The organism is Reyranella sp. (assembly GCF_004297405.1).
Taxonomy (GTDB): Bacteria; Pseudomonadota; Alphaproteobacteria; order Reyranellales; family Reyranellaceae; genus Reyranella.
This window is the reverse complement of record NZ_SCVC01000043.1, coordinates 1-15,832: the sequence shown is the minus strand read 5'-3', so window position 1 is coordinate 15,832 and position 15,832 is coordinate 1. Positions and strand designations below refer to the sequence as shown.

Annotated in this window: 16 protein-coding genes; 6 read left to right on the top strand and 10 right to left on the bottom strand. The window is 60.6% G+C overall.

The features are described from left to right. Window positions 1-233: 233 nt before the first annotated feature. The 5 genes from EPO50_RS27870 to EPO50_RS27850 form a co-directional block, all read right to left on the bottom strand. Window positions 234-1,181, bottom strand: coding sequence for a toll/interleukin-1 receptor domain-containing protein (locus tag EPO50_RS27870; RefSeq protein ID WP_296349723.1), 948 nt, complete (start codon window positions 1,179-1,181; stop codon window positions 234-236). A gap of 76 nt (window positions 1,182-1,257) precedes the next feature. Next, entirely contained in the window at window positions 1,258-1,518 is a 261-nt protein-coding gene (locus tag EPO50_RS27865) for a hypothetical protein (protein ID WP_296349721.1), read from the bottom strand. A 28-nt stretch (window positions 1,519-1,546) separates the two neighbouring features. After that, entirely contained in the window at window positions 1,547-2,287 is a 741-nt protein-coding gene (locus tag EPO50_RS27860; protein ID WP_296349719.1) for an abortive infection family protein, read from the bottom strand. Window positions 2,288-2,291: 4 nt separating this feature from the next. After that, the gene (locus tag EPO50_RS27855) at window positions 2,292-2,831 is read right to left on the bottom strand and encodes a hypothetical protein (protein WP_296349717.1); all 540 of its coding nucleotides are present in this window, start codon (window positions 2,829-2,831) and stop codon (window positions 2,292-2,294) included. A gap of 87 nt (window positions 2,832-2,918) precedes the next feature. Then, entirely contained in the window at window positions 2,919-3,122 is a 204-nt protein-coding gene (locus EPO50_RS27850; protein ID WP_296349715.1) for a hypothetical protein, read from the bottom strand. A gap of 374 nt (window positions 3,123-3,496) precedes the next feature. On the opposite strand from EPO50_RS27850, the gene EPO50_RS27845 reads away from it, so the two are divergent. Then, window positions 3,497-4,876 carry a DUF2235 domain-containing protein gene (locus tag EPO50_RS27845; RefSeq protein WP_296349714.1) on the top strand — a complete coding sequence of 460 codons (1,380 nt, stop codon included), beginning with the start codon at window positions 3,497-3,499 and terminating at the stop codon, window positions 4,874-4,876. 540 nt (window positions 4,877-5,416) lie between these two features. Here the strand turns inward: EPO50_RS27845 and EPO50_RS27840 are convergent. From EPO50_RS27840 to EPO50_RS27820, 5 genes are all read right to left on the bottom strand, one after another. After that, window positions 5,417-5,971: a TIR domain-containing protein gene (locus EPO50_RS27840; protein ID WP_296349711.1), complete on the bottom strand. Its 555-nt coding sequence runs from the start codon at window positions 5,969-5,971 to the stop codon at window positions 5,417-5,419. A gap of 1 nt (window position 5,972) precedes the next feature. After that, the gene (locus EPO50_RS27835) at window positions 5,973-6,731 is read right to left on the bottom strand and encodes a macro domain-containing protein (protein WP_296349709.1); all 759 of its coding nucleotides are present in this window, start codon (window positions 6,729-6,731) and stop codon (window positions 5,973-5,975) included. A 502-nt stretch (window positions 6,732-7,233) separates the two neighbouring features. Further along, the gene (locus tag EPO50_RS27830) at window positions 7,234-7,440 is read right to left on the bottom strand and encodes a hypothetical protein (protein ID WP_296349708.1); all 207 of its coding nucleotides are present in this window, start codon (window positions 7,438-7,440) and stop codon (window positions 7,234-7,236) included. Between the two features lie 729 nt (window positions 7,441-8,169). After that, on the bottom strand, window positions 8,170-8,535 hold the full coding sequence (locus tag EPO50_RS27825) for a hypothetical protein (protein WP_296349706.1): 366 nt from the start codon (window positions 8,533-8,535) through the stop codon (window positions 8,170-8,172). Between the two features lie 411 nt (window positions 8,536-8,946). Further along, a complete protein-coding gene (locus EPO50_RS27820; RefSeq protein ID WP_296349704.1) occupies window positions 8,947-9,222 on the bottom strand; it encodes a hypothetical protein in 276 nt (91 codons plus the stop codon). An 80-nt stretch (window positions 9,223-9,302) separates the two neighbouring features. Here EPO50_RS27820 and EPO50_RS27815 point away from each other — a divergent pair, with 80 nt between their 5' ends. The 5 genes from EPO50_RS27815 to EPO50_RS27795 all read left to right on the top strand — a co-directional run. Continuing rightward, entirely contained in the window at window positions 9,303-9,995 is a 693-nt protein-coding gene (locus EPO50_RS27815) for a sigma-70 family RNA polymerase sigma factor (RefSeq protein ID WP_296349702.1), read from the top strand. A gap of 99 nt (window positions 9,996-10,094) precedes the next feature. Further along, window positions 10,095-11,048 carry a FecR domain-containing protein gene (locus EPO50_RS27810; protein WP_296349948.1) on the top strand — a complete coding sequence of 318 codons (954 nt, stop codon included), beginning with the start codon at window positions 10,095-10,097 and terminating at the stop codon, window positions 11,046-11,048. 170 nt (window positions 11,049-11,218) lie between these two features. Then, entirely contained in the window at window positions 11,219-13,687 is a 2,469-nt protein-coding gene (locus EPO50_RS27805) for a TonB-dependent receptor (RefSeq protein WP_296349700.1), read from the top strand. A 5-nt stretch (window positions 13,688-13,692) separates the two neighbouring features. Beyond that, complete coding sequence (locus EPO50_RS27800; RefSeq protein ID WP_296349698.1) at window positions 13,693-14,964, top strand: PepSY domain-containing protein; 1,272 nt, start codon at window positions 13,693-13,695, stop codon at window positions 14,962-14,964. A 396-nt stretch (window positions 14,965-15,360) separates the two neighbouring features. Next, window positions 15,361-15,832 (top strand): hypothetical protein (locus EPO50_RS27795; RefSeq protein ID WP_296349695.1); only part of this gene is annotated, 472 nt, incomplete at its 3' end.

The following is a 15,832-nucleotide window of genomic DNA, read 5'->3' as shown; positions in this document are numbered from 1 at the left end:
GCAGGCGGACCGTTCCACTCGGGAAAAAACCCTCTTAAGATTCGGCCGCCCAAGCCCTCTTTTTGTCCGCTCTGTGTCCTCTGAGGGACTTCTCGCAACTTGCCGTCTGATTGCGCAAATCCAATCACCATACACTCTGGTTAGCGCGCTCCGCTTGTTTCCGTAAGGTCTCTCATCACCGAGCGGTTTTGGCCGCCGTGTCAAAGGGAAAGCATCTTTCAAAACACTCGTGTCTATTCGTACTCAATGCCCGCCCGGCTGACCAAATCGGACCACAGTCGGTCGGCGACCTGTTCGGCCGAATACTTGTCCTCCCGTGAACGGCCAGAAGAGAAATTGGCCAAGGTCAGATAGAGACTGTAGTCGTCTGCTTCCACGCCCACGTGGCCATTGGATATATTGCCGGGCGCATGGCGCTCATAGACGTAGTTGATGTCGCCGAAGAAACCTCCACCACCTTTGGAATTGCGGATGGTTATGTGTGCCTCGGCGGACTTCTTCGCTCGATTGATGACCGTGCAGGTGAAGGTCGTGGCGTTCATCGCTTCGAACTTCGCCTTCAGAGTGCCCTCTCCAACCTCGGTAAGCTCCTTGCACGATGATTCGAAATAGTTGCGGATGATCTCGTATGCCCGGTCGGTGAATTCGGCCTTCTGAATCGAGTCGAAATCCTGCTTGACCCGTACGCGCCGAGGTGCGGCGTTGCCGGGAGCCGTTCTGATCTCAGTTGTCAACGAAGGCGCAGGCGCCGTCAGGAACCTTCGGAGACCTCCCACGACGTCGAGATAGGCTGTGTTCGCGTTGGTCCAATCCGAAACCGGCTTTCCATCTTTGGGCAGTGCCATGAACTGGCCGAAGGGCGAGTTTTGCCAGTCGCACGGTTCTACGATGATCGGCACGATGCGAAGACGCCCGGCTTTCATGAGAGTCAATGCGTGCTGAAACTCCTTCTCATAGCAATAGTTGGAAGCAAGATAGTCAGGGCTGACAAGCGCCAGAAACAATGCGCTGTTTTCGAGGCTGCTCTTGATGACGGCGTCGAAGCGGTCACCTGGAAGGATTTCGTGGTCGGTCCAAGCCTTGATGATCGAGTCGCGACGCAGCATCGCAAGATGCTTATGCAGACGCTCAAGCACCGCGGCATCTGCATGCGAGTACGAAATGAATACTGTCACTGGCATGGCGTCTCTCGGCTCTTGGACCTGATGGTTCTCTTCGTTTCGTGTGTCGCCTCGCGCCGGCCCGACCCTGCGCCCATCAACGGTGCTCGCGAGGCAGCGGCCAGCCCTGGACCTGGAACATGCCTATTAACTGTGAGAGAAGCTCTCTCGCGGACGGAACGTCCATGTGGATCGTGATGCTTGCTGACGGCAGGGACGACAAGTTCGAAATGCCGGAATCGGGAACGACGAACGCCGTCAACTCGACTTCTGGGCCAGGAACGAGGCTGACGCGCACGTCGTTGACGCTCTGTGTGATGCGATGGTGTGAGCCGTAGGCCATTGGCACGTCGATCATGCGTCCGTGTTCCTTTCTGGTCTGAGTGTCATTTGGCCTCCTGACGCTCCTGCCAGGTCGACACGATGAACGAAGCCATCGTGCCAGCAAGATTGACTGCAAGCTCTGCATGCCGCGCTTTTGGTTTCACCGGATTGCGGCCATGGCCGTGGGCGTCGCCAACACGATTCCGTGTTGTACCGAGATTGTTCACCACGGCCTGGCAGTTGCCGAGGATGGCTTTGAAGACAGTTTCCTGATGCTGGTGAGGGGCCAGGTTTAGCTGCTCGGCCACAAGCGCCCATAGTTTCGGCAGGTCGGCGTCGGCGGAGCATGGAATGCTGGCGACATCCAGCACATGCTTGCAGACCGTCTCGAGCAAGGTGTGCGCCGCGGTGATCGCCCCTTCCGGATCCGCCACGCGGCGATCGAGCGCCTTCTGCCAGGCGGCCGCCACGTGTTCGGAGTCGAACCTTTGGAGTGCGGGGCCGATGGCTTCGGAACCCGGCGGCCGGTCATTTGCTTCAAGATGCTCGATTAAGGGCCGAAAGGCGTCCCAGACCAAATCGCGACGTTCAGCATACCTTGCGCGCTCGTACTTTATGAAGCCCCAGAACTGACCGAGGTCGCTGCACCGGCGGACCAGCTTTGCCTTCGTGTCGAGGTGCGACGCGAAATAGTGACGGAGCTGCTTGTAGGCGTCGCCGCCGCCGTCGAATGCACTACCCGTCGCAGATGCGATCAGCCCGCTCTGGAACCGAATCGCCATGTCGACCGGCGTCTCGTCCAATGGATCAGACATTGGCACGCTTATACCAGCGAGGGCCTGCATCACGGATCGCTTCGGCGATACTGGCGATCGCATCCTCGATTAGCGGCCAGTCGCGTTCGTAGTTTGGGTCGCGGTCCAATCGGCTGTATGACGAAGGAGAAAATCCGCCATCGGGGAGCGCATAAAAGTACAGCCTCATCGATTCACCGAGTTCCGCGGTGTGGTTGTCCAGGTCGACCATCCACGGAGCTGCGGGTCCACCGCGGGCCTTTACACGGCGTAGCATGTCGTCGAGCGCCAGATTGTGCTCGCGCAGCAATCTGATCTGCTCGGCCGCATCTGCTTCCGACAAACCGATAAGGCATTCCCGCGGCCGCCAAGGCAATCCTGCGTCCGCCAATCTGGCCCATGCCCGCAAGGCCTGTTCGGCGGGGCCAGGGACTTTCGCTCCACGCTCCATCCATCTTGCTACAGTCTTGGGATCGACCGACAGGAGCCCGGCCGCCTCCTTCGGGGAGAGGCGAAGCTTTCGAAGCACCAGCAGTAATTCGTTACGGTCCATATTCTAACGCCCTTCCAGCTTGTCCATAGTATATGGACAAAATGTCCGGGCGCAAGGGACGGTATGTCTGGCCGACTTGGAGCGCACTCAGATCTTCAATTCTGCCCTTAGCGTCTCAAGTTCGGCCTTGAACTGTGACGCCATCTTGGTGGTGTAGATCCGGGCGATCTGGCCGCCGATTTGCAGCTGTACAAGCTTGCTAAGGTCCGACTCCCGCCGCGTCCAGGTGATGCCGTCGGTCACCAGCATAAATGGCGCGTCAGGGCGCTTGGCATCAATGATCCTGTTCACGTCTCCGACGACGTCCGTCAAATTAAGGGATGGCCGATACCATTTCCGGCACCCTGTCAGTGGATCCATTTGCCTACGCCAAGCCCGCCCTTACCAGGCTGAATTCGCTGCTTGCCGTTTAGCTCGAGGGCCAGCACGGCCGTGGCGCGCCTCGATGAGCAAGTTAGTCGCTTTGGTCGGATAGGGTATCACTCCCGCAGTGTCGTCTTTCGCTTTAGCCAGCTTTACGACAAGCGCAACTTGCCCAGTATGATCGTCTATCAGTACGAGCGAGCTGGCAGCCCTTCTTATCCCTGGGGAGTCGTGATGCCGGTTTCAGGTCAGTTGCGCGCTGCCGTGCGCTCCCTAGTAATGCCCCGCGCTACGGAGGTGTCATGAAGAGGTTAGTCATCTGCTTTGATGGGACGTGGAATCGCCTCGATGCGCCATACCCGACGAACGTTGTTATTACCGCCGAGAGTGTTCTCCCGCAGGCGAGTGACGGTACTGCTCAAGCCATCTTCTATGATGAGGGCATCGGCACGGGAAAATGGGAGAAGTACACCGGAGGCATCTTCGGCGCCGGAATGGTCGAGAACCTGGGGGACGCCTATCGCTTTCTCATTTTCAATCACACGCCGGGAGATCAGATCTATGTCTTCGGCTTCTCACGGGGGGCCTACACCGCACGCTCCTTCGCGGGGATGCTGAGTACCTGCGGCCTCCTGCAACGAAGCGACGCTTCTAAGGTCACCGAAGCTATCGAGCGTTACCAGAATAGGAAAGGGGACTCGACCGCCTTTGCTGCGGAGATGATGGCATTCCGGAGCAACTACTCACCTGCCCTATGTGTGTCTGATGAAGATGAGGCTTGGCGGTGCGCAAACGTGAAGGGCTACACGGCCGGCCAAAGTGGCCGGCTGAAGATCGATTATCTCGGGGTCTGGGACTCGGTCGGAGCACTCGGCATCCCAGCCCGATACAAGTTACTCGCCTTCCTCAACAGGCAGCATCAGTTTCACGACACGCGCCTCTCCCCCTTTATCAAGAGCGCACGACATGCCGTGGCGATCGATGAACACCGGCGTGATTTTCTGCCGACCCTGTGGGACAACGTTGCTGAGCTGAATGTGGGTGTCGGCGCTGACGAGAAAGCTGATGACGCACCCTACCAGCAGCGTTGGTTCCCCGGCGTGCACGGTGCTGTTGGTGGTGGTGGTGAGCGGCGCGGGCTTTCAGATCAGGCGCTGGATTGGGTTCTAGATGGCGCTCGAAAATGCGGCCTGGAGTTCGACGGCGTGCCGCAATCGCGGATCTTCGAGCTTTCCCCCGACTACAAGGATCATCTTCAGAACGCACTCCCGGTGGCACGACCTGGGATCATTTCAAGGATCATGGATCTGCTGCCCAAGGTCGACCGTGTTCCGGGTCCCAAGCTTCTGCACGAAGTCAGCATTAGCGCCCGAAGGCGCTGGCTGGACAAGCCCGAGAACCTCAAGGACAAAACCGCCTACAAACCAAAGACCCTGGCGAACGTCTCAGCCATCCTGAGTGGCCTTGACGCTCAGACTTTGGGCGTTGGCGTCGAACCTCCCACGGAGATCCTGGCAATTCACCGTGTTGTGCCCGGAGACGGCCTGAACGCTATCGCGATGCAATATTACAATGACCACACTAAAGCACCTGACATCTTCAAGGCGAACTTGGACAAGCTAGAACATCCAGATCGCATCTATGTGGGCCAATCGTTACGCATTCCTCGTCTCGGAAGGTAGAAGTGCTTGGGCTGTATTCACAATTGTCGCTGACCAACCTGAGTTTTTGTGCCGATGAGGCGCGCCGCGTCTTCAACGGAGGCCACTCCGACGGTCCTTTGGCCAAGCGTGGCCGTGACCCTTGACGGCCCCACTGTGAAATCTGTGAGCGGTGCCAATTTTAGTGCTAGCGCCTCTAGTCTGGACAAAGAATAGCAATCGTCCGGCCGACTAAAAGGGCACCTAACAGATCAAAGGACTTCGCGAGCAATCGTGAGGTACTCGCGGCCATTTCGATTCAGGCCTTCGAGCGGTGTCCGCGGGCGGGGGAGATGGGGGCGCAGGTTGAGTTGACGGTTCCAGTCGACCAAGTCGTCTCCGTGGCGATCGCCGAGGGGTGGATGCTCGGCGAGTGCGCGCCGCTGCGTGTCGTGCGGGTCGACCCGATAAGTGCGTCACGTCCTTGGGGCATTGATCTACTGACTGAGAAAGCGGCGTCAGCGAGTAAACGTGTCAGGTCTTCGGCCTCGTGGCATTTTGCGTCGGACTAGTGCCTGCACTTCACTGATGCCCTAGTCCCCACGCGCGGTAGGTGTCCGCGCCATAGTGGCTAGCAGCGCCTTTGGGTAAGTTGTTGTGATCGAACTGACCGACCGCATCGGTAACTGGTGCCTGTTTGAATGGTATGTGAATGACACGCGCGGTCTGGTTCGCGATTCGAAGCGCCAGCGCCTTTGGCCAGAGGCCGCGCAATTGTGCCGGTGCTGTGACAGTTACGTAGTCGGTGTAGGCTGCGATGATCGGGATCGTACATTTGTCTACTGCGTAGGCAATCTCGAACGGTATCCAGTCATCGTCCAATTTGGTCGTCTTGCCAATTATTAAAAGCACGTTCCGGGAGTTACTGAGCCGCTGACGGAGGCTCGCTTCCAAGGTTGCACGTTTGCTAGTGTCGCGTACTGCAGCCACCTTGTCGTGACTGTTGACCAGACGGAAGTCGAACTTCTTGTTCTTGTCCCACGCTTGAAGAAGCCGATAGTATTTCATGTCAGATTCCGTCGGATCCGACGTTCCTTCTGCATGGAACGCGACGTATGTGCCGCTGCGATATGCCATGCTATCTCCAATCGTCCCGCACTGCTCGAAGGTCGATCCTGCCAATAAGGCTCTTATGTAGGACGATCTCAATCTGGCTGGTAATTGTCCGGCTCCTGGTCTGAACAAGGAGCGAAAGCAAAGCCAACCGCAAGAGATGGGTGGGCTCTAAATTGATTCTCGCCAGTCCGGCGCCGATTAGTGGCATGCAGACGCGTTCACCGTTCGCTTCGACCCGAACGCAATCCCAAAGTTTGAGCAATGCAGACCACATTTGAGGTACATCCGCGTTCGCTTCGCAAGTCACCGGATCCGTCTTGGTCAACGCAAACAGGAAGTACTTCCGCCGACCCTCATGAAGAATAGCCGTTGTGCCTAGGGGATAGCGACGGGGTCGTCCCTCGGGCCGGTCAACTATGTCCGATGCAGTGCCGTCTAAGCTTCGGTCGACATCAGCGTTAAATCGATTGGCATTGCCGCCAAGAACACGAGTAATGAACTGGCCGTGAACAGAACTAGGGGCGACTGGTCGCCCGATTTCACTGTCGAAGAACTCGTTGACGGCAATGACGACGTGTCCGTCAGCTTCGAATAGATCTCCGAACCTTATCCAGACCTCGGTCGTTGTCGTCTTAATGGGAAAGTGGATCTGTATGGGATCTTTGGTGGCAAGAATTGAATATATGATCGCCACAAGCGACGATCCGCCGACTACCTCCGGTGCGTAGGTTTCGGCCAGCGTTTTTGCAAATGGAAAGAAGAACGCCGACGGCTCGATCAAGAGCCAAGTTAAGCCCCATACAACAAGCATTGACTGGGGGATTGTGGGCCAGTGCCGGGCCAAGCCTGAGCAAAGAGACTTTAGAAACATGGGCGGATTGTCTTCTAGAAAAGCTGAGGCACTTTACTCTACGCCAGGTAGTATAGCCGTGATGCCAAGCGGACAATAGAGCGGGCTGCTGGGCCGTGCGCGCTCGGTTCAGGGCGCTCACCCGACCGGTCGTGCCAGCGCAGCCCGGTCGGACCCGAGATGATGCAAGTGTTGAATCAAGCTGGGCACGAAGTCTTCGCCGCATTTCCATCGTGTCCAGAACCAATCGCGCGTCGAACAGTCTCTTCAATCGGAGCTGTATCAATTACGACCGGGCGCAGCGGGATAATGGCTTATCGCATCAGCACGCTAGGTTATGGCCCGACGATCTAGAGACGTATTGAAGCGGCAATTTCCGGCAGTGCCCGCTCTGTCACGCCGATCAGATACGTGTGATGCGTAAGGAAGATCACTAGGTTAGGCGGGCGAGATCGTCCGGCACTTCAAACCCCGCCGCGCGTTCATCGTCGAAGTTTGCGAACAGATCGTCAACGATGAAGGGAAGCGGAGGTGAGGCCGTCAGATACTCCTCCAGGGCTGCGATCCGCAGCGCCGTGAACAGCTGATCGGCCGTTCCGCGCTTGTGCGTCCGGTCGGCTCGTGGGCGTATAGGGGGCATGCTTCATGGTCGCCCAGCTCGTTCCGCACTCGGGCGCGCGAAGGCCGCGCTAGTAGCTGAGGCCTATACGCGTTGGTCGCGAACGTCTTGCGTGCGGCACTCGCTGTGGTAGATCTGCGCGGCGACGCTATGTGATGCGCTTAGCTGTCGCTATTGCAGCGGAGGTCACGTCAGTCGTGTTGGGATGGGGATCAATGAAAAGAGTGGCTTGGCTGGCCGCGGCAATAATGTGCGTTACGACCGCTGCTTCGGCCCAATCATGGACTGCGGTAGCAACGCTTAAGAGCGGTGGCGGCTCATGCCTCCAGGGAGTGCCGAATTACTCATGGAAGATTGACGTGAAAGATAACGTCCTGGTTGCGACGAGCGAACGTAACACCAAGTGGACGCTGCGGCTTCAGGGTCTTAATCCCGATGGATCCGGGCGGATCAATGCCAAGACCACGACTGGCTATCCCGCAACTTTCGACTTCGCCGTTGGACAAGGCCGCGGACTATTGTTGCCACCTTCGACGTCCGAATCTGGGAGCCGGCTCCTAAGTGGGCATGCGCACACTGGATCGGAGCCGCATGTAGCCGGGTCATGAACGGTATCCACACTTGGATGCTAGAGATTAAGAGACCGCGCTAGGGTCTACCTTAATGCATGCCACTATTATTGACCGCGAGTTGTAAATGCGAAAATTGAGCAGCAGCGTCAAAGTCGGACGCAAGTTACGCAACGCAATCTTAATTGTTCTCACCCTCGGTGTAGCGGGTTGTGGCGGCGCTTACTTTACCATGAATGGTGCCGTCGACGGAGGCCAAGAGTTGTTCACGGGCACCATGATCCGGCGCTTCAATGACGAGGGAGACCTTCAGTTCCGTACCACTAGCGGTCGTACCTGCACAGGCAAGATCCCATTGTTTCGGGGGCGGGTGGCTGGTGCCACGCAAGCACAAGGAACGGTCACTTGCAGCGATGGGCAAACTGGCACATTCGATTTCGCGGGTGAGGATCTGCGGGGCAATGGGCGGGGTACAATCGGTGGCCGCCCATTTGTGTTTACAGTAATGCCAGGACCAGGCGGATTGTAAATGCAACGGCCACATCATGAGGCTTCTGTACTGAGCGACTGCGGGCAGTAGCGGCTACGGACGAGTACTGGTACGTGCAGGTCGACAACAATGGCACCTGGCGGACGGCTACTGTGCTGCCAGCGCAAGACACGCAGAAGCTGCTGATTGAGCTTAAGAGCCAGAAGACAGCGTCCCCCAATAAGCGCGTGAGGGCAGTCGACTCTGCGGGGCGACTAGTAGACCTGCTTCCCTAGACTGCTGCTTTCTCGGTCAAGGCGCGCCTAGTCGCCCACCGACGCATTTCCACCATCGTGCTGCCTACTACGCCCTCAACGACCGAGTCGAGAGGTATCGTCGGCATTGCGTCCGTTCCCGGCTCACTCCAAAGGGTGCATAACGGTATCCTGTTATAACAGCCTTATCGACCGGCTGGATTGCTCCTGCGCTCTAGAGACGTATTGGAGCCGCGATTTCCGGTAGGGACGCCTCTGTCACGCCGATCAGATGCGCATGATGGGTCAGGAAGCTCACCTGGGTGCGACGGGCAAGGTCGCCAAGGACCTCAAATCCCGCCGCCGCGCGCTCGTCATCGAAATTCACGAACAGATCGTCGACGATGAACGGAAGCGGAGGCGAGGAGGTCAGGTACTCCTCCAAGGCCGCGATCCGCAGCGCCAGAAAGAGCTGATCGGCCGTGCCCGTACTTAGCCCCTCCAGGGGCACTTCCTCATCATTGTGCCTTGGGGCCTGGCGCCGCGCGAAGTAACGGCATCTCGCACGGGGTGATCGCAGGCTCACAGGACATGACCGGACTGGCTGATTCCAGCCGGTCCCGTCATGCTCTCTACACGGCGGCGCTGCAATCACGGTGTATGCGCGCATGTTGCCGCGTCCCTATCAGGCGGCGCATTGATTCTGAGACCGGTCAGGCCTATACGAATGAGACCTATTCGCAACTGGGACGGCCTGCATTGGCTTCTGCGAATCCCTCGTTGACTATCTACCTCGCGCATCGGGACGAACTGCTGAACTACGCGCACAACCTGCTGCGCGACCGATCGACGGCGGAGGATCTCGTGCAGGAGGCGTGGCTCCGTTTCTCCTCGAAGGGGCCGGAAGCGGCTCATATTGCCCAGCCCGCGAAATACCTGTTCGCCATCGTGCGCAATTTGGCGTTGGACTGCCTGCGACGCGGCTCGATCCATGCGCCAGAGGCGGTCGCGCCGGAAAGATTGGAGGCGATTCCGAGCGAGGCACCGTCGGTGGAGCGCGTGGTCTATTACCGCGACAAGCTTCGGGCGCTTGAGCAGGCGCTCGGAGCTCTTCCGGAGCGGACTCAGGTTGCCTTTGTGATGTATCGCGTCGAGCGGCGTACGCTGCAGGAGATCGCCAACCACCTCGGCGTGTCGGTCCCGCGCGTTCACAAGATGATCAAGGACGCGATGCTCCACTGCACCTTGAACATGCCAGGCGCTGAGGGACTCATCTTCCGCTAGGATGAGGCAGCCGTTAAGTTTTCCGGTTGCCATTCGTTCTGGTGGAGGGGCAATGCGTACAGTCCCCGCTGGGAGAGGAGCCCGAGGACGTTGAACTCAGTGCCAGGCAGGGGCGAGTCCCTTCAGGGCCAGGCCATCGAATGGCTTATGCGGCTGGAAGGCGAACCCGAAGGTTCGGCACTGCGCGCCGACTTCGAGCGCTGGCTTGCCCTAAGCGATGACCACCGCCGTGCTTATGCTGCCGTCGAGGTGGCCTGGGGTACGTCGAGTCGGCTTGCCTCGCTCACGCCCGAGCGACGTGAGGCGGCGCGGGCTGTGCCGCCCTGGCGACGCCTGTGCTATGGCGGCGCGGCGCTCGCGGTCACGGCGCTGGCAGCCTGTCTTGCCTTTTTCGCGGTGCCGGCGGTGCAATTGCGGCTCCAAGCCGATCACGTCACGACGACGGCGGAGCTTCGCGACCTCATGCTGGAAGATGGCAGCCGCGTCGCGCTCGATGCCGGCAGTGCCGTCGCGGTCGACTACACGGCCTCGCAGCGCGGCGTTCGGCTGCTGACGGGGCAGGCCTTTTTCGAGGTCGTGTCGTCAAGGCAGCGTCCGTTCGTCGTGGCGGCAGGCGGCATCGACGTCGTCGTGACGGGCACGGCCTTCAACGTGGCGACGTCGGAGAGCGGCGTCTCCGTGGCGGTGCAATCCGGCAGCGTGAACGTGTTGCGGCACAATGCGGAAAAGCTCGCCTCGCTCGGCGCTGGCCAACGCGTCAGGGTCGCGGCGAAGAGCGGCGTCGCGCAGGACAACGTCGATCCGCAGGATGTCACGGCGTGGCGCGACCGGCGGATCGTCGTGTACGACGTGCCGGTGCGCGAGATCGTCGAGCAGATCGCTCGGCACATGCCCGGCATGATCGTATTCGCAGACTCGACGATCGCCGACAGTCTCGCCTCGGGCATCATCGACCTCAAGAACCCGGCCGACGCTCTGCGCGCGCTGGTCGACCTGCAGCGCGGGCGGGTGACCGCCATCTCGCCCTACCTGACGGTGATCTCGTCGCGTTGATGGTGCCAGGCTCCTCGGCGCTGCCCCTTGCCGCGCCGCGGATTTTAGTGGGACGGCCGCCGTTAAGTTTTGCGCCGCTTGTTCGTTCCCTCGTTGAGAGCCCTGCGCGCGCCGTCGTGTAGGAAAATGTAATCCGTGATCCCGCCGGCACGGCTGCTTGGGGGATAGTTGTGCGTTCGACGAAGATGAAAGCCGGCCTGATCGCGGCCACCCGCTTCTCGGCCTGCCTGATGGGGACGGTCTCGGCATTGTCGATGACGGCGGGCGCGGCGCTGGCCCAGGAGGCGGCCCAAACTCAGGCGAAACAGGCCCAGACGCAACAGGCACAGGCAGGCATCACGACAACGTTCGACATCCCACCCCAACCTCTAGCGTCGGCACTCACCACCTTCGGGCGGCAAGCCGGCTTGCAGGTCGTGTTCGATTCCGCGGCGACCGTCGGCAAGTCGACGGCCGGCGTCAGTGGCACGATGACGACGGCGCAGGCGATGCAGCAGCTCCTCGCGGGTACCGGCGCGACGTTCCGCTTCTCCTCGCCGACCTCGATCACCGTCACGGCTGCTGGAGTGTCCGGCATAGTGCTCGATCCCGTGCAGGTGCAAGCGAATGTGGCGCCGCCGCAGGCCGAGATCGGCAACCTGCCGCCGCCGTTCGCCGGCGGCCAGGTCGCCACCGGACAGCGCATCGGCATCCTGGGCGAGCGCGACTACATGGACACGCCCTTCAGCACGACCGCCTACACCGAACAGTATCTTCGCAACCAGCAGGCTGTGACGCTGACCGATGCAGTCGCGGGCGACCCGTCGATCCGCGCCATGTACGCGAGCAATGGTCTCGCCGACTGGTTCTACATCCGCGGCTTTCTGTTGCTGCCCGAAGACATGTCCTTCAACGGGCTGTTCGGTCCCACGCCCTATTACAGCGTGAACATGGCGGGCATCGAGCGCGTCGAGGTCTTCCGCGGACCCACTGCCATGCTGAACGGCATGGGACCGCGCGGCATGGTGGGCGGAACGATCAATCTCGTGCCGAAGCGCGCCGGCGACGAGGATCTGACCCGCGCGACGGCCATCTACGGCACGAACTCTCAGGTCGGCGGCCATCTCGACGTCGGGCGCCGGTTCGGGCCCGACAAGGCGCTCGGCCTTCGGGCCAATGCGTTCTTCACCGGCGGCAACACGGCGATCGCGAACCAGAACGACAACCAGCTCGCGCTGAGCCTCGGCTTCGACTATCGCGGCGACCGTACGCGCATCGATGCCGATCTCGGCTATACCAACCGGTGGCAGTATGGCAGCCAGAGCGGCATGTTCGTCGCGGCGAACGTACCCGTGCCTCCGCCTCCGTCGGCTTATTCGAGCTTCTACCAGCCGTGGGGCTACCAGCAGTACGACAGCCTTTACGGCATGATGCGCTTCGAGCACGACATCACGCCCGGGATCACGGCTTTCGCGAAGGTCGGAGCGCGCCGGAGCAAGACGAGCATCCTCGACAATTCGCCGACGCTCACCAGCGCCCTGGGGAATTTCACCGCCACGCCGGTCGCCAGCCACAGCACGCAGGAGACGACGGCGGCCGAGATCGGTGTGCGCGGCAAGTTCTCGACCGGCCCCGTCCGCCATGAGGCGGTGCTCAGCGCCACCTCGCTGCGCAGCCAGTTCTATTTCACGAGCCTCGCGGGCCCCGTGTTCACGTCGAACATTTGGACGCCTCGCTATGTCAATCAGCCGTTCTTCGCGACACCGCTGACCGGGCCGACGCCGCGGTCGGACCAGCTTCTGACCGGTATCTCGCTGGCCGACAACCTCTTCATGTTCGACGATCGCCTGCAGCTGATCCTCGGCGGCCGTGCGCAGAAGGTCGAGCAGTCGAATTTCGTCGCCAACACCGGGACGCCCGCGACGGGCTACAACACGAGTGCGCTGACCCCGGCAGTGGGCTTCGTCGCACGGCCGTGGAAGGAAGTCTCGTTCTACGGCAATTACATCCAGGCCCTGAGCGCGGGCAGCGTCGTCGCGCCGCCCTTCACCAACGCCGGCACGGTGCTGCCGCCCTTCGTGTCGACGCAATTCGAGGTTGGCGCCAAGATCGACCTCGGCAACTTCGGCGCGACCCTCAGCCTGTTCCAGATCACGCGACAGAGTGTGATCACCAATCCGTCGAACAATACGCAGACCGCCGACGGCCAGCAGGTCAACAAGGGGATCGAGCTCACCCTGTTCGGCGAGCCGGTCAAGGGCTTCAGGCCCCTCGGTGGCATCACGCTCCTCGATCCGCGCCAGACCTTGACCTCGAACGGAACCAACGACGGAAAGCTCGCACCCGGCGCTTCGACGGTGCAGCTCAACCTCGGCGCCGACTGGGATGTGCCGTGGGTCGACGGCCTCTCGCTCCTGGGCCGCGTGATCTATACGGGCCAGTCCTACGTCGACGCCGCGAACACGCAGGCCCTCTCGCCCTGGACGCGCTTCGACGTCGGCGCCCGCTATACGTTCGAGCGGCCGGGCGACCACAAGCCGGTGACCTTGCGCGCAAACGTCACGAACCTGTTCGAGATGAACTACTGGATGGCGCCGCTCAGCACCCTCACGCAGGGCGCGCCGCGGACGGTCATGCTGTCGCTCTCGACCGAATTCTAGACCCGATGAGAAGCCTCGCGACGCTCCTGCACCGCTGGGTCGGCCTCGTGATCGCGGGCTTCCTGTTCGTCTCGGGCGTGACGGGTGCCGTGATCTCGTGGGACCACGAGCTCGACGACTTGCTCAACCCACACTTGATGGAAGCAAGGTCGAATGGCCCGGCACTGCCGGTGCTCGACCTCGTGAAGCGCGTCGAGGCGGCCGACCCGCGCGTGCAGGCGGTGTCGATTCCGATGTCCGCCGAGCCGGGCGAGTCGCTTGCGATCTTCGTGCTGCCGCGTGTCGATCCCGCGACCGGCCGGCTTTACGAGCCGGGCTACAACCAGATTTTCCTCGATCCCGCGACGGGTGAGGAGCTGGGACGGCGTCAGTGGGGGCAGGCCTTTCCGCTCTCGACCGAGACGTTCGTCTCGTTCCTCTATAAGTTCCACTTCAGCCTCCACATCCCGGAGTTCTGGGGCATCAACCGCTGGGGCGAATGGCTGCTGGGCGGCATCGCGATCCTGTGGACCATCGACTGCTTCATCGGCTTCTACCTCACGACCCCGGTGCGCCATGCGCCGAATCCTGGCCGTCCCGCCGACGTCGAGCGTGTGCTGCGCCGCGGCTGGGGTGCGCGCTGGAAGCCCGCCTGGATGATCAAGACGACGGGCAGCGCTTATCGGATCAACTTCGACATCCATCGCGCCTTCGGTCTGTGGACATGGGCGCTGCTATTCGTGCTGGCCTTCACGGCCTTCTCGCTCAATCTTTCGCGCGAGGTCTTCCTGCCGCTGCTCTCTACGGTGTCGAACGTTACGCCGTCGCCTTTCGTCACGCGCCCGCGAAACGACCGCGACAAGCCGATCGAGCCGCGCATTGGCTACGCCGAAGCCATCGAGATCGGCCGCGTCGAGGCGGAGCGACGCGGCTGGACCATCCCCGTGGGCCATGTCTTCTACGTACGGCGGCAAGGCTTCTATGGTGTGCGATTCTTCGAAGGTGACGACCATGGTGCGGCGGGCGTGGGCCCGCCGGCGATCTACGTCGACGGCAACGACGGCGGGGTGATCGGCGACCGCCTGCCGTGGAAGGGCACGGTCGCGGACATCTTCATCCAGGCACAGTTCCCGCTGCATTCGGGTCGCATCCTCGGCCTGCCGGGCCGCATTCTGATCTCCGTCATGGGCCTGGTCGTAGCCTCGCTTTCGGTCACCGGCGTCCTGATCTGGTACCGCAAGCGCCGTGCGCGAGTTGCCGTGCGCGCTCAACGGCCAAGGCTCGCCGCCGCGGAGTGAAGCGGAGGAAGAGGGATTATTTTTATGATCTTCACTGGTGGTCCTCTAGATGCGTCGCTTCAATTGGCATCGAGCGGTCCGGCCATTAGCGGCCCCGGCTCCTGGCCGACCAGGCAGAATCGGCGGCGGTATCATTCTTCATGGTCTTGAAGCGTATGGCCTTGGCTGACCAACCCATGCGCTTCATGACGAGGGCGCGGCCGTGGCGCGCTTTCACATGCAAGTTTGATGTCCCTGAAATCGAAGAAGACCAGGCGGATTAGTCCCAGTAAGCTCGCGGATGCTCTGTGCGGCAAGTCGCGCGTTTTTGCGACCAATCGTTGGTTCGCTTTAGCAACGCTCTCCGCACAAGCCCCGTTAACGGGCGGGCTGGCGGCGTTCATTTGAGGGACCTAGATGGTCTGGCTGTCGAGGGATCTTCACTGCAGAAGGGCACATGCAACTTGGCTCGTCATCGGCGCCCTTGTGACCGCATGTTCTACAAACACTTCTCATCAACAAGTGGCAATGCAAGCCTCGCAAGCCGGCGATCAGAAAACGGCAATTAGCCTAGCAAAGAAAGAGGTCGCCCGCTTTTCCACTGCTGATGAATGCTCGCGAACTAAGAAGCTAAACTGCGGAACGCTCGCGTTAGCTTACAGTAGCTTGGCCGAATACCAGATATTGGACGGCGACAAGAGAGGTGGGGAAAGCAGCTTTAAGAGTGCCAAGGAGGCCCTAGGTTTGATGGATCCGAAGCAGAAGCCAAGTGCTACCGCTATGGTGTATCGAGATGTTTCCGAAGCCTTTTGGAAGATTGGCGATCGCGCGCGCGCTGTAGCTGTATTTAACGAAGGTCGTGCCGCAGGCGGAGATGTATGGCTCTTCA

What these genes read in the sequence shown, in the direction of transcription:
- EPO50_RS27865 (WP_296349721.1), bottom strand. Translation starts at nt 1,518, where the DNA reads ATGATCGACGTGCCAATGGCCTACGGCTCACACCATCGCATCACACAG.
- EPO50_RS27840 (WP_296349711.1), bottom strand. Translation starts at nt 5,971, where the DNA reads ATGGCATATCGCAGCGGCACATACGTCGCGTTCCATGCAGAAGGAACG.
- EPO50_RS27870 (WP_296349723.1), bottom strand. Translation starts at nt 1,181, where the DNA reads ATGCCAGTGACAGTATTCATTTCGTACTCGCATGCAGATGCCGCGGTG.
- EPO50_RS27845 (WP_296349714.1), top strand. Translation starts at nt 3,497, where the DNA reads ATGAAGAGGTTAGTCATCTGCTTTGATGGGACGTGGAATCGCCTCGAT.
- EPO50_RS27815 (WP_296349702.1), top strand. Translation starts at nt 9,303, where the DNA reads ATGACCGGACTGGCTGATTCCAGCCGGTCCCGTCATGCTCTCTACACG.
- EPO50_RS27855 (WP_296349717.1), bottom strand. Translation starts at nt 2,831, where the DNA reads ATGGACCGTAACGAATTACTGCTGGTGCTTCGAAAGCTTCGCCTCTCC.
- EPO50_RS27800 (WP_296349698.1), top strand. Translation starts at nt 13,693, where the DNA reads ATGAGAAGCCTCGCGACGCTCCTGCACCGCTGGGTCGGCCTCGTGATC.
- EPO50_RS27830 (WP_296349708.1), bottom strand. Translation starts at nt 7,440, where the DNA reads ATGCCCCCTATACGCCCACGAGCCGACCGGACGCACAAGCGCGGAACG.
- EPO50_RS27825 (WP_296349706.1), bottom strand. Translation starts at nt 8,535, where the DNA reads ATGATGTGGCCGTTGCATTTACAATCCGCCTGGTCCTGGCATTACTGT.